Raw genomic sequence first — 12,168 nt, 5'->3', positions numbered from 1 at the left:
ATCGCGAGCTACGCTCGCTCCTACGTTTGTTTCGGGCCAGTAACGCCTGTTACAGGCGCGCGCGACCGCCTTGTTTGTGCGACGTGATATTACGTCATGCGCGAAGGCGTTCGCGTGCAAATGGCACAGGAATGATTGGCCTGAAACAAACGTAGGAGCGAGCGCAGCTCGCGATGCGCCGCGCGGGCGGCGCTCAACCTCACAAACCCCACGAATCGCGCGACAAACACCGCGCGACGAGCCCTCAGCGCAACTGCGGCCCCTGGAACCCCATCCACATCGCCAGGTGCTCAGCCACGCTGGCCCCCACGCGCTTGGAGAAGCGATCGAACGGCGACTCCTGAACGGTGAAGTCCACCAACTCTTTCTCACCCACGATCTCACGCGCCACATAGCTGGCACTGCCCAGGCCATCCACAAGCCCCAACGCCTTGGCCTGCTCACCCGACCAGATCAGGCCACTGAACAACTCCGGGTGCTCCTTATCCTTCAGGCGCTCACCCCGCCCCTGCTTGACCATGGCGATGAACTGCTGGTGCGTGGTATCCAGCACACCCTGCCAGAACCGGGTCTCTTCTGGTTTTTCCGGCGAAAAAGGATCAAGGAACGCCTTGTGCTCACCCGAGGTGTAGGCACGCCGCTCGACCCCCAGCTTCTCCATGGTGCCGACAAAGCCATAACCGGCCGCCGTCACGCCAATGGAACCCACCAGGCTGGCCTTGTCGGCATAGATCTCGTCCGCCGCACTGGCGATGTAATAGGCACCGGAAGCACCAAGATCAGTGATGACCGCATACAGCTTGATGGCGGGATACTCAGCACGCAGGCGACGGATTTCGTCATACACGTAACCCGCTTGCACCGGGCTACCACCCGGGCTGTTGATGCGCATCACCACAGCCTTGGTCTTGTCGTCCCTGAACGCCTCTCGCAAGCTCTTGACGATGTTGTCGGCGCTGGCAGCCTCCTGATCGGCAATCACCCCGCGCACCTCGACCAGCGCGGTATGGCTGGCACTGCGCGAAGCAGCCTTGTCCATGTCCATCAGCGGCGAGAACAACGCCAGAATGCCGAACAAGTAGACGAAGGTCAGCAGCTTGAAGAAGATCCCCCAGCGCCGTGACCGTCGCTGCTCCTGCACGCTGGCCAGCAAGGTCTTTTCCAGCAGCTTCCAGCTGTTGCGCTCTTCGCGCTCCTCGCGCTCGGCCTCGGGGGCTTTCCATTCGTCTGCCATGCTTACCTACCTTGGAAGTGGAATTGCGGAACCACCCAGCCACTCGCGCAACTGGGAAAAGTGATCGATGCATACCTGCGGACCAAACTCGGCCAGCGCCTGCAGCGACATGGCACCATAGCCAACCGCCACCGAATGCATGCCGGCATTGCTGGCCATTTGCAGGTCGAATGCCGAATCTCCGACCATCAGCGCACGCGCCGGTTCGACACCACAATGACCGAGGATTTCCTCAAGCATCAGCGGGTGCGGCTTGCCCCGGGTCTCGTCAGCGGCGCGGGTGATATCGAAGAACTGCTCCCAACCATTGGCCTTGAGCACCCGATCCAGCCCGCGACGGGCCTTGCCGGTGGCCACCGCCAGGCGGTAACCCTCGGCACGAAAGGCATCCAGCGACTCGACCACGCCATCGAACAGCGGCGAAGGCTGCTGATCCAGCGCAACGTAGACATCGGCATAGTGCTGGCGGAAGCTGGCAACCCCTGCAGGCGACAGGTGCGGGTACAAGGTATGGATCGCCTCGTCCAAGGCCAGACCGATGATACCCTTGACCGCAGCGTCGCTGCTCTGCGCCTCGCCGGCACGCTCGGCGGCAACATTCATGGCCTGGACGATACGCCCAATGGAATCGGCCAGAGTGCCATCCCAGTCGAAGATCAGTAGCTCATAGCCCTTTTTCATGGATCAGGACGCACTCAGCCGTTCAATGGTTTTCACCCAAACCTCATCCACAGGCGCCTCGAGCTTCAACTCGCCACCGTCTGGTAGCGGCACGGTCAACGCATAGGCATGCAGGAACAGGCGCTTGCCACCCAGCTCACGAATTTCGCGACTGAAATCTTCGTCGCCGTATTTGCTGTCGCCAGCGATCATGTGCCCGGCATGCAGGGTATGCACGCGGATCTGATGGGTACGACCGGTGATCGGGCGCGCCTCGACAATGGTGGCAAAGTCGCCAAAGCGGCGCAGCACGCGAAACAGGGTGAGCGCCTCCTTGCCTTCCTCGTTCACTTCGACCATGCGCTCGCCAGAACGCAGGTTGCTCTTGAGCAACGGCGCGTTGACCTGCTTTTTCGAGGTTGGCCAGTGGCCGCGCACCAGCGCCATGTAGCGCTTGTCGACACCATCGCCGCGCAGGGCTGCATGCAGGTGGCGCAGCATGCTGCGCTTCTTGGCAATCATCAACAGGCCAGACGTGTCGCGATCCAGGCGGTGCACCAGTTCCAGCTCCTTGGCGTCCGGGCGCAACTGGCGCAGCGCCTCGATCACCCCAAAGCTCAGGCCACTGCCGCCGTGCACGGCGATGCCGGCCGGCTTGTTCATCACGATAAGCGCCTTGTCTTCGTAGACAATGGCGGCTTCCAGGCGCTGCAGCAGGCCTTGGGCCACCGGTGCCGGCTCGTCTCGCTCCGGCAGGCGAACGGGTGGCACCCGTACGATGTCGCCGGCCTGGATTTTGTACTCCGGCTTGACGCGGCCCTTGTTGACCCTCACCTCACCCTTGCGCAGGATGCGGTAGACCAGTGTCTTGGGCACGCCCTTGAGGGCCGTGATGAGGAAATTATCGATGCGTTGGCCGGCAAGCTCCGGCGCGACTTCGATCAGCTGAACGCCGGAAGTCGGAGGGGTATTGGTCGTCATTGCGGGATCATAACAATTTTTTATGGAATTGAAGCACTTAATCATTGCTGCTATAGTCGCGAACGCCGCCAAAAGCGGCAGGCCAGCGGCACCAGGCTCTTTGCCGGTCCCTGACCTTCGCAATTCTCCAGGACGCGAGGCCGTCCTACGGGGTTTTCGCCAGTTTACCGAAATGCCTGGAATCGCCACCAGCGCCGTGTAGAGAAGACCGAAAAAAAACGACAAGTGCGGTGTTTCACCTGCTTACCCGATTCTTTTCGCTGCACCTCTGCCCGCGAGTCGCTTCCACGCAACGCCCGGCGAATGCTTCGGAAATACCTGCCTTGGACATGAATGGCGCCAGCGCAGAACCAGCGCTGGCGAAAAATGCAACCCGTTGCGGATTCAGCGCGCGGCAGCACCCGAATTATCAGGGATACGTGCAGGGTGGAGATGCACAGCCCTCGGACCGTGTAGCACCGCGTCCGGCCACCAGCCCACTGACGGCTTGTGAGCGGATAAGGTCCTGAACAGATGCCCACCGGGCGTCCACGGCTGACGGTTGATTCCTCCTCCTGACTGAGTGCACAAGGCCCGCTTGGTTGATTCGGATACCTATTCGAAGCCACCGGGGCCTTGTTGGCACCGCAGCAAACAGGACGCGTCGTCGCGACAACGGCAGGCTGGGCAACCGGCTGGTGCCGAACGTCGCTCGACACGGGGGTGGCCCGGCCACCCTTTGCGCACCTTGGCACCGACCATGAGACGTCGTGTGTGCCGAACGCCGTTTCCGGCAGCCCGGAAACCGACGGTACAACATGAAAAGAATGCTGATTAACGCGACTCAACCCGAAGAGTTGCGTGTAGCCCTGGTGGACGGCCAACGTCTCTACGATCTGGACATCGAGTCCGGCGCGCGCGAGCAGAAAAAGGCCAACATCTACAAAGGCAAGATCACCCGCATCGAACCCAGCCTCGAAGCCGCCTTCGTCGACTTCGGTTCCGAACGTCACGGCTTCCTGCCGCTGAAAGAAATCTCCCGCGAGTACTTCAAGAAGGCCCCAGAAGGCCGGGTCAACATCAAGGAAGTGCTCAGCGAAGGCCAGGAAGTCATTGTCCAGGTCGAGAAGGAAGAGCGCGGCAACAAAGGCGCCGCCCTCACTACCTTCATCAGCCTGGCCGGCCGCTACCTGGTGCTGATGCCCAACAACCCACGTGCCGGTGGCATCTCCCGCCGCATCGAAGGCGAAGAGCGCAACGAACTGCGCGAAGCGCTGAACGGCCTGACCGTGCCGGGCGACATGGGCCTGATCGTGCGCACTGCCGGCCTTGGCCGCAGCAGCGAAGAAATGCAGTGGGACCTGGACTACCTGCTGCAGCTGTGGACCGCCATCAAGGAAGCGTCCCTGGACCGCGCCGCGCCATTCCTGATCTACCAGGAAAGCAACGTCATCATCCGCGCCATTCGCGACTACCTGCGCCAGGACATCGGCGAAGTGCTGATCGACAGCATCGAAGCCCAGGAAGAAGCACTGACCTTCATCCGCCAGGTGATGCCGCAGTACGCCAGCAAGGTCAAGCTGTACGAAGACAGCGTGCCGCTGTTCAACCGCTTCCAGATCGAAAGCCAGATCGAGACGGCCTTCCAGCGCGTGGTTGACCTGCCGTCCGGTGGCTCGATCGTGATCGACCCGACCGAAGCCCTGGTGTCCATCGACATCAACTCGGCGCGCGCCACCAAAGGCAGCGACATCGAGGAAACTGCCCTGCAGACCAACCTGGAAGCGGCCGAGGAAATCGCCCGCCAGCTGCGCCTGCGTGACATCGGCGGCCTGATCGTCATCGACTTCATCGACATGACCCCGGCGAAGAACCAGCGCGCCGTTGAAGAGCGCGTTCGCGAATGCCTGGAAGCCGACCGCGCCCGCGTGCAGGTAGGCCGCATCTCACGCTTCGGCCTGCTGGAAATGTCCCGCCAGCGTCTGCGCCCATCGCTGGGCGAAAGCAGCGGCATCGTCTGCCCACGCTGCTCCGGCACCGGCATCATCCGTGATGTCGAGTCGCTGTCGCTGGCCATCCTGCGCCTGATCGAAGAAGAAGCCCTGAAGGACCGCACCGCCGAAGTACGTGCCCAAGTGCCGATCCCGGTGGCCGCTTTCCTGCTGAACGAAAAGCGCAATTCGATCACCAAGATCGAGCTGCGCACCCGTGCGCGCATCATCATCCTGCCGAACGACCACCTGGAGACCCCGCACTTCGAAGTCCAGCGCCTACGCGACGACAACCCTGAAGTGCTGAACAACCAGTCCAGCTACGAAATCGCCGCAGCCGAAGCCGAAGAAGCGCCGCAGCCGACCGCCACTCGCACCCTGGTACGCCAGGAAGCCGCAGTGAAGACGGCCCCGGCCCGTGCCAACGCACCGGTACCGGCCGCCGCTGAAGAGTCCCAGCCTGCCGCCCCGGTCTCCCCTGCCCCGAGCGCTCCGGAGCCAAGCCTGTTCAAAGGCCTGGTGAAGTCGCTGGTCAGCCTGTTCGCCGGCAAGGACGAGCCTGCCGCCGCGCCAGTGGTTCCCGCCGCCGAAAAACCGGCAGCCGAACGCAGCCCGCGCAACGAAGAGCGCCGCAACGGCCGCCAGCAGAGCCGCAACCGCAACGGCCGCCGCGACGAAGAACGCAAGCCGCGTGAAGAGCGTGCCGAGCGTGCACCGCGCGAGGAACGCGCCCCACGTGAAGAGCGTGCACCGCGTGAGGAGCGCGCCCCACGCGAAGAACGTGCACCGCGTGAAGAACGTGCTCCACGCCAGCCACGCGAAGACCGCCGTAGCAACCGCGGCGAAGAGCGCGTTCGCGAACTGCGCGAGCCGCTGGACGCTACCCCGCCAGCCGAACGTGAAGAGCGCCAGCCGCGTGAAGAGCGTGCTCCACGCGAAGAACGTGCCCCTCGCGAAGAGCGCGCACCTCGTGAAGAACGTGCTCCACGCGAAGAGCGCGCACCTCGTGAAGAACGTGCTCCACGCGAAGAGCGCGCACCTCGTGAAGAACGTGCTCCACGCGAAGAGCGCGCGCCTCGTGAAGAACGTGCACCACGCGAAGAGCGTGCCCCTCGTGAAGAACGTGCTCCACGTGAAGAGCGCGCCCCTCGTGAAGAACGTGCTCCACGTGAAGAGCGCGCCCCTCGCGAAGAACGCGCCCCGCGCCCACCACGCGAAGAGCGCCAACCACGCGCTGCCGAAGAAGCAACCGAACAGGCTGCCGAACTGGCCGAAGAGCAACTGCCAAGCGAAGAGCTGCTGCAAGACGAGCAGGAAGGCACCGATGGCGAGCGCCCGCGCCGCCGCTCCCGTGGCCAGCGTCGTCGCAGCAACCGTCGTGAGCGTCAGCGCAACGCCAATGGCGAGCTGATCGACGGCAGTGAAGAAGAAGGCAGCGAAGAGCAGCCACAACAGCACCAGGCCACCGAGCTGAGTGCCGAACTGGCCGCCGGCCTTGCCGTGACTGCCGCTGTCGCCAGCAGCAACATCAGCTCCGACGCAGAAGCCCAGGCCAACCAGCAGGCCGAACGTGCCACCGCCGAAGTCGCTGCTGTTGCAGAAACCGACAGCAGCGAAGCCGCCCAGCCGGCTGAGCCCGTCGAAGCAGTCGCCAAAGCTGAAGAAGCAGCCGTGGCCCCAGCGGTAGAGCAGCCGGTCACCGAGCCAGTGACCGTAGCCGAGGCAACTGCCGAGCCTGTGGTCGAAACTGCCCCGCAGCCTGTTGCTGAAAATACTCCTGCTGTTGAGCCGGCCGTGGTTGCAGAACCCGCGGCCACTGAAACCCCAGTAGAAGCCCCAGCGGTGGAAGGCGGTGAGAGCGAACAGGCCCCGGCCGTGGTCGAAGTCACTCCGGTTGCCGTGCAGCCTGCCCCGGTTGTCGAAGCCCAGCCAGAAGTGGCGGCCGAACCTGCACCTGCAGTGGTCGAACCTGCCACTGTCATGCTGGCCAACGGCCGCGCACCGAACGACCCACGTGAAGTGCGTCGCCGCAAGCGTGAGGCCGAGGCTGCTGCCAAAGCCGCACAGGAAGCTGCTGCAGCCTCCCAGGAACCAGCCTTGGAATCCGCCGATGAGCACAAACCTCATCACGGCTGATAGCCAAAGCTGAATGAAAAAGCCCCGCCAGTTCGCACTGGCGGGGCTTTTTTTGGCTTGCTGTCCCGGCCTCTTCGCGGGTAACCCCGCTCCTACGGGAGGTTCACAGGCAGCCAATCAGTAAAGATTAGGCTCCATCTCCAGCTCAACCCCAAACCGCTCGAGGATATCCGCCTGGATCTGCCGCGCCAGCGCATGCATCTGCGCCCCGCTCGCCTGCCCATAGTTGACCAGCACCAGCGACTGCAAGCGATGCACGCCAGCATCACCCTCACGATGGCCCTTCCAGCCCGCCTGCTCGATCAACCAGCCCGCCGCCAGCTTCACCTGACCATCAGCCTGGGGATATGCCACAACCCCCGGATACTGCGCACGAATACGCTCGACCAGATCAGCCGTCACCACCGGGTTCTTGAAGAAGCTCCCGGCATTGCCAAGCTCTGCCGGGTCTGGCAGCTTCTCGCGGCGAATGCTGCAGATTGCATCACTGATCGCTTGCGCGGTCAGCTCGCTCTCACCCTGCTCAGACAGGCGTTGGCGCACCGGACCGTAGTCCAGTTGAGCGTGCAGGGTGCGGGTCAAGGCAAAGCGCACACGCAAGATCAACCAGCGGCCGGGGTTGCGCTTGAAAAGGCTGTCGCGATAGCCGAAAGCACATTCCGCCAAACTGAAGTCATGCAGCTCGCCAGTCTCACGATCCAGGGCTGTCAGCCCGGTGAATACGTCCTTGATTTCCACCCCGTAAGCGCCCACGTTCTGCATCGGCGCGGCACCCACGGTGCCAGGGATCAGGCTGAGGTTCTCCAGCCCGCAATAGCCCTGCGCCAGCGTCCACTGCACAAACGCGTGCCATGGCTCACCGGCCTCGGCCTCGACCACGATACGCTCGCCATCGTCACTGAGCACACGCCGACCGCGGCTGGCCATGTGCAGCACCAGGGCATCGATATCGCGGGTCAGCAGCAGGTTGCTGCCACCACCGATCACCAATACCGGCAGGCCCTTCTGGTGTGCCTGGCTCAGTGCCTGACGCACCTGCTGGTCGTCCTGCACCTGGCTGAAATAGCGCGCCTTCACGTCAATGCCGAAGGTATTGTAAGGCTTGAGCGATACCTGCTCCTGCCACTGCACTGTCATAGACGCCCCTTGATTTCCAGCACCAGCGACTGGCAAGCCGCTTCCACCAGATCCAGCACCTGCTCGAAGCCGTCGGCGCCACCGTAGTACGGGTCTGGCACCTCATCCAGTGCTGCTCCGTAACGGCGCAAGAACAGGTCGAGTTCGCCCACCGCCGTGGACGGACGCAGGGCGCGCAGATCGCGCAGGTTGTGCTCATCCATGGCCAACACCAGGTCGTACTCGGCGAAGTGCGATGCTTTGACCTGCTGGGCGCGTTGCTGCGACAAATCGTAACCGCGTGCCAGCGCCGCCTTGCAGGTGCGGCTGTCTGGCGCTTTGCCGACATGCCAGTCACCGGTGCCGGCAGAAGCTACCTGCACCTTGTCGGCGAGCCCGGCGGCGTGCAACTGATGGCGAAGCACGCCTTCGGCAGTGGGCGAGCGGCAGATGTTGCCCAGGCAAACAAACAGGACGCGCATCAGGCCTCCAGCAAGCGCCGTACGCGCTCCAGATCCTCAGGGGTATCTACACCCACGGCAGGCGCCTCGATGGCGTCCTCGATGTGAATGCGCACGCCGTGCCACAAGGCACGCAGCTGCTCCAGCGCTTCGGCCTGCTCAAGCCAGCATGGGCCCCAGCTGACGAAGTGCTGCAGGAAGCCGACACGGTAGGCATACATGCCAATATGGCGGCGATATGGCACACCATGCGGCAGCACGTCGCGGCCCTCGGCAAAGGTATCGCGGGCCCAGGGCAGCGGCGCCCGGCTGAACGTCAGAGCCAGGCCGTTCTTGTCACTCACCACCTTGACCGCGTTAGGGTTGAACACGGTTTCCGGCTCATGGATAGGCTCGGCCAGGGTGGCGACGCCGGCTTCCGGATGTGCAGCCAGGTTGGCCGCCACCTGGTCGATGATCACCGGCGGAATCAGCGGCTCATCACCCTGCACGTTGACCACGATGGCATCAGCCGGCAAGCCAAGGTGGGCAGCCACTTCGGCCAGCCGGTCGGTGCCGGACTCATGATCGGCACGGGTCATCAGCACTTCGGCGCCGAAGGCCTGGCAGGCTTCGAGGATGCTGGTGTCGTCGGTGGCGATGACCACACGGCTGGCACCGCTCTTGCGGGCTTGCTCCCACACATGCTGCACCATCGGCTTGCCAGCAATCAGCAGCAGCGGTTTGCCTGGCAGGCGCGTGGAGCGCAGCCGGGCGGGAATCACTACCGTAAAATCCAGGCTCATTTGTCAAGGCGCTCGTCGTCGGTCAGGGTGCGCGCCTCGCTTTCCAGCATGACCGGGATACCGTCGCGAATCGGATAGGCCAGGCCAGCGCCTTTGCTGATCAGCTCGGTCTTGTCGGCGCTCAGCTTGAGCGGGCCCTTGGTGATCGGGCAGGCCAGGATATCGAGCAGTTTGGTGTCCATTGGAGGCTTCCTTTAGGCCAGGTGGCCGGAAATTGAAAACGGGCTCAGGGTTTGCGCAACAAGCGTTGCAGCTGGTTGTCGAACCAGGCGCTGAAAGCCGGCGTAGGCTGCGCTTCAACGGCCAGGTACCACCAGTCGTCCGCGGCAAAGGCCCGGCATTTCACCGCATCCTTCTCGGTCATGACCAGCGGCAGTGGCGGGCTGAAAGCCAGGCTCCGGGCACTGAACTGCGCATGGTCGGCAAAGGGATGCGGCACCGGCTGCCAGTTTAGCTCCAGCAGGGTGTTGAAGAAACGTTGCGGGTTGCCGATACCGGCTACCGCATGCAAGCGCTGGCCGGCGGGGAAATGGTCGAGCGGACGGCGCTCGCCACTGCGCAGGTTGACCAGGGCGGACGGCTGCAGGCGGAAACCGAAACCATCGGTGCGGTCTTCGCTGGCGCCGTTGAGCAGCACCGCGTCAGCCTCACGCAAGCGGTCGGCCGGCTCACGCAACGGCCCCGCCGGCAGGCAGCGGCCATTGCCCAGGCCGCGGGCAGCGTCGATCAGCACCAGTTCCAGGTCACGGGCCAGGCGGTAATGCTGCATACCATCGTCGCACAGGATCAGGTCGAGGGGTTCGCTGGCCAGCAATGCCTGCACGGCCCGGGCGCGATCGGGGTCGATCATCAGCGGCACGCCGGTGCGTTGCACGATCAGCAGCGGCTCGTCGCCCGCCTGATCGGCCGGCTGATCGGCCTGCACCCGCCACGGCAGCCGTGGAGGCTTGGCACCATAGCCACGGCTGACCACGCCCACCTTCAGCCCTTGCTGGCGACAGTGCTCGATCAGCCAGAGGATCATTGGCGTCTTGCCGGTGCCACCGACGGTGATATTGCCCACCACAATGACCGGTACCGGTGCCCGGTAGCTGGCACTGTCACCCCTTAGAAAACGCGCGCGCTTGCGCGTGACCACGCGGCGATACAAGGCCTCCAGCGGTCGCAGCAGCGCCAGCGCCGGATGCCCGGCGTACCAGGCGGCGAGCAAGCGGTCGGTGAAAGCCATCAAGGCGTGCCCTGGGCCGCCTCGACGGTGGTCATGCGCAACTGGCTGAAACCGAGCTTGCCGGCAGCATCCATTGCGGTGACCACAGCCTGGTGCGGGGTCTTGCCGTCGGCGCTGATGGCCAGCGGCAGCTTGTTGTCGCCGCCCGACTCGCGCTCTATGGCCTCGCTCAGGGTGGCCAGGTCGCTTTTGGGTAGCAGGTGGTTGTTCACCGAGTACACGCCTTCGGCGCTGATGGTGATTTCCACCAGCTTGCCCTGGTCAGCCGGCGCCCGCTCGGCGCTGGTGGCCTCGGGCAGCTCGACGCGCAGTTGGGTCTCGCGCGTGAAAGTGGTGGTGACCACGAAGAACAGCAGCAGGACGAACACCACGTCGATCAGCGACGCCAGGTTGATGTCGACGTTCTCCCGCTGGCGATTGCGCCGGAACTTCACCCCTTGCCTCCGGCCACTTCCACTTCACGGTCGCCCTGGATCACTTCCACCAGCTTGATCGCCTCCTGCTCCATGCCGATCACCAGTTCATCGATACGACGCAGCAGGAAGCGGTGGAAGAACACCGCCGGGATACCGACCATCAGGCCAGCCGCAGTGGTGACCAGGGCCTTGGAGATACCACTGGCCAGTACGGCGGCGTTGGCAGTCATCTGCGAGCCCATGAAGGCGCTGAAAATGTCGATCATACCCAGCACGGTGCCCAGCAGGCCCAGCAGAGGCGCCATGGCGGCGATGGTGCCGAGGGTACTGATGTAGCGTTCCAGTTCGTGGATGACGCGCGAGGCGGCCTCCTCGATGCACTCTTTCATGATTTCCCGACCGTGACGCGAATTGGCCAGGCCCGCCGCGAGGATTTCCCCCAGTGGCGAATCGGCACGCAGGGCCTTGAGCTTGTCACTGGTCAGTTGCTTGTCCTTGATCCAAATCCACACCTGGCCCAGCAGGTGCGGCGGGGTGACGCGACTGGCGCGCAAGGTCCACAGCCGTTCGACGACGATAGCCATGGCAGCGATGGAGCTTAGAATGATCGGCAGCATCATCCAACCACCGGACTTGACCAATTCCCACACAATAAACGCCCCTTCGGAAAAAGGCCGCCACTCTACCATAGGCGCGCCGGGGGCTCATCTGCCGGAGGTCAGGGAATTGGGGGTGGGGCTGACGGGTGCTTGCCGTTACAGGTTCAGCGGCCGTGAGATCGAGCGCCGCCTGTATGGCGGTAGAGGTGCGTCGCCTGGGAGATCGAGCGCCGCCTGTATGGCGGTAGAGGTGCGTCGCTTGGGAGATCGAGCGCCGCCTGTATGGCGGTAGAGGTGCGTCGCTTGGGAGATCGAGCGCCGCCCGCGCGGCGCATCGCGAGCTGCGCTCGCTCCTACGTTTGTTTCGGGCCAGTTATTCCTGGGGGATTTGCGCGCGAACGCCTTGGCGCTTGGCGCGATATTGCGTCGTACAAACAAAACGGTCGCGCGCGTCTGCCACAGGCGTTACTGGCCCGAAACGGTCGCGCGCGTCTGCCGCAGGCGTTACTGGCCCGAAACAAACGTAGGAGCGAGCGTAGCTCGCGATGCGCCGCGCGGGCGGCGCTCGATTTCTGCCCCCCC

General features: G+C 63.8%; 11 protein-coding genes. 1 reads left to right on the top strand and 10 read right to left on the bottom strand.

What is annotated here, in order from left to right:
- Positions 1-244: 244 nt before the first annotated feature.
- Genes ACF8EA_RS19510 through rluC form a run of 3 tightly spaced genes read right to left on the bottom strand, consistent with a single transcriptional unit; the run spans position 245 to position 2,875 of the window.
- Positions 245-1,234 (bottom strand): S49 family peptidase, encoded by a 990-nt coding sequence (locus ACF8EA_RS19510; RefSeq protein WP_021784978.1) that lies wholly within the window; start codon positions 1,232-1,234, stop codon positions 245-247.
- Between the two features lie 6 nt (positions 1,235-1,240).
- Positions 1,241-1,915 carry an HAD family hydrolase gene (locus ACF8EA_RS19505; RefSeq protein ID WP_021784977.1) on the bottom strand — a complete coding sequence of 225 codons (675 nt, stop codon included), beginning with the start codon at positions 1,913-1,915 and terminating at the stop codon, positions 1,241-1,243.
- A 3-nt stretch (positions 1,916-1,918) separates the two neighbouring features.
- Positions 1,919-2,875, bottom strand: a complete 957-nt coding sequence (rluC, locus tag ACF8EA_RS19500) for a 23S rRNA pseudouridine(955/2504/2580) synthase RluC (RefSeq protein WP_103462829.1) — start codon at positions 2,873-2,875, stop codon at positions 1,919-1,921.
- 797 nt (positions 2,876-3,672) lie between these two features.
- Here rluC and rne point away from each other — a divergent pair.
- The gene (rne, locus tag ACF8EA_RS19495; RefSeq protein WP_392523008.1) at positions 3,673-6,981 is read left to right on the top strand and encodes a ribonuclease E; all 3,309 of its coding nucleotides are present in this window, start codon (positions 3,673-3,675) and stop codon (positions 6,979-6,981) included.
- Positions 6,982-7,098: 117 nt separating this feature from the next.
- Here the strand turns inward: rne and murB are convergent, their stop codons facing one another.
- From murB to ACF8EA_RS19460, 7 genes are read right to left on the bottom strand one after another with little or no spacing between them, the layout of a single operon-like run.
- Complete coding sequence (gene murB / locus ACF8EA_RS19490) at positions 7,099-8,118, bottom strand: UDP-N-acetylmuramate dehydrogenase (RefSeq protein ID WP_084851475.1); 1,020 nt, start codon at positions 8,116-8,118, stop codon at positions 7,099-7,101.
- Complete coding sequence (locus ACF8EA_RS19485; RefSeq protein WP_019752229.1) at positions 8,115-8,579, bottom strand: low molecular weight protein-tyrosine-phosphatase; 465 nt, start codon at positions 8,577-8,579, stop codon at positions 8,115-8,117. Before ACF8EA_RS19485 ends, murB begins: the two co-directional genes overlap by 4 nt.
- Positions 8,579-9,343 (bottom strand): 3-deoxy-manno-octulosonate cytidylyltransferase, encoded by a 765-nt coding sequence (gene kdsB, locus ACF8EA_RS19480; RefSeq protein WP_103462832.1) that lies wholly within the window; start codon positions 9,341-9,343, stop codon positions 8,579-8,581. The genes ACF8EA_RS19485 and kdsB overlap by 1 nt, the downstream gene beginning before the upstream one ends.
- On the bottom strand, positions 9,340-9,525 hold the full coding sequence (locus ACF8EA_RS19475) for a Trm112 family protein (protein ID WP_003247142.1): 186 nt from the start codon (positions 9,523-9,525) through the stop codon (positions 9,340-9,342). Before ACF8EA_RS19475 ends, kdsB begins: the two co-directional genes overlap by 4 nt.
- Before the next feature lie 44 nt (positions 9,526-9,569).
- Positions 9,570-10,571, bottom strand: a complete 1,002-nt coding sequence (gene lpxK, locus ACF8EA_RS19470) for a tetraacyldisaccharide 4'-kinase (protein WP_392523006.1) — start codon at positions 10,569-10,571, stop codon at positions 9,570-9,572.
- Positions 10,571-11,005, bottom strand: a complete 435-nt coding sequence (locus ACF8EA_RS19465) for a biopolymer transporter ExbD (RefSeq protein ID WP_252458751.1) — start codon at positions 11,003-11,005, stop codon at positions 10,571-10,573. Before ACF8EA_RS19465 ends, lpxK begins: the two co-directional genes overlap by 1 nt.
- Complete coding sequence (locus tag ACF8EA_RS19460; RefSeq protein WP_031322710.1) at positions 11,002-11,637, bottom strand: MotA/TolQ/ExbB proton channel family protein; 636 nt, start codon at positions 11,635-11,637, stop codon at positions 11,002-11,004. Before ACF8EA_RS19460 ends, ACF8EA_RS19465 begins: the two co-directional genes overlap by 4 nt.
- Positions 11,638-12,168: the final 531 nt, after the last annotated feature.

Origin of the sequence: Pseudomonas sp. YQ_5, assembly GCF_043103305.1 — a bacterium.
GTDB lineage: Bacteria > Pseudomonadota > Gammaproteobacteria > Pseudomonadales > Pseudomonadaceae > Aquipseudomonas > Aquipseudomonas putida_Y.
The sequence above is the reverse complement of the archived record's forward strand: the minus strand, read 5'-3'. Positions and strand labels throughout refer to the sequence as shown.

Coding starts and splice junctions, on each gene's coding strand:
- ACF8EA_RS19510 (WP_021784978.1), bottom strand. CDS start 1,234: ATGGCAGACGAATGGAAAGCCCCCGAGGCCGAGCGCGAGGAGCGCGAA.
- ACF8EA_RS19505 (WP_021784977.1), bottom strand. CDS start 1,915: ATGAAAAAGGGCTATGAGCTACTGATCTTCGACTGGGATGGCACTCTG.
- rluC (WP_103462829.1), bottom strand. CDS start 2,875: ATGACGACCAATACCCCTCCGACTTCCGGCGTTCAGCTGATCGAAGTC.
- rne (WP_392523008.1), top strand. CDS start 3,673: ATGAAAAGAATGCTGATTAACGCGACTCAACCCGAAGAGTTGCGTGTA.
- murB (WP_084851475.1), bottom strand. CDS start 8,118: ATGACAGTGCAGTGGCAGGAGCAGGTATCGCTCAAGCCTTACAATACC.
- ACF8EA_RS19485 (WP_019752229.1), bottom strand. CDS start 8,579: ATGCGCGTCCTGTTTGTTTGCCTGGGCAACATCTGCCGCTCGCCCACT.
- kdsB (WP_103462832.1), bottom strand. CDS start 9,343: ATGAGCCTGGATTTTACGGTAGTGATTCCCGCCCGGCTGCGCTCCACG.
- ACF8EA_RS19475 (WP_003247142.1), bottom strand. CDS start 9,525: ATGGACACCAAACTGCTCGATATCCTGGCCTGCCCGATCACCAAGGGC.
- lpxK (WP_392523006.1), bottom strand. CDS start 10,571: ATGGCTTTCACCGACCGCTTGCTCGCCGCCTGGTACGCCGGGCATCCG.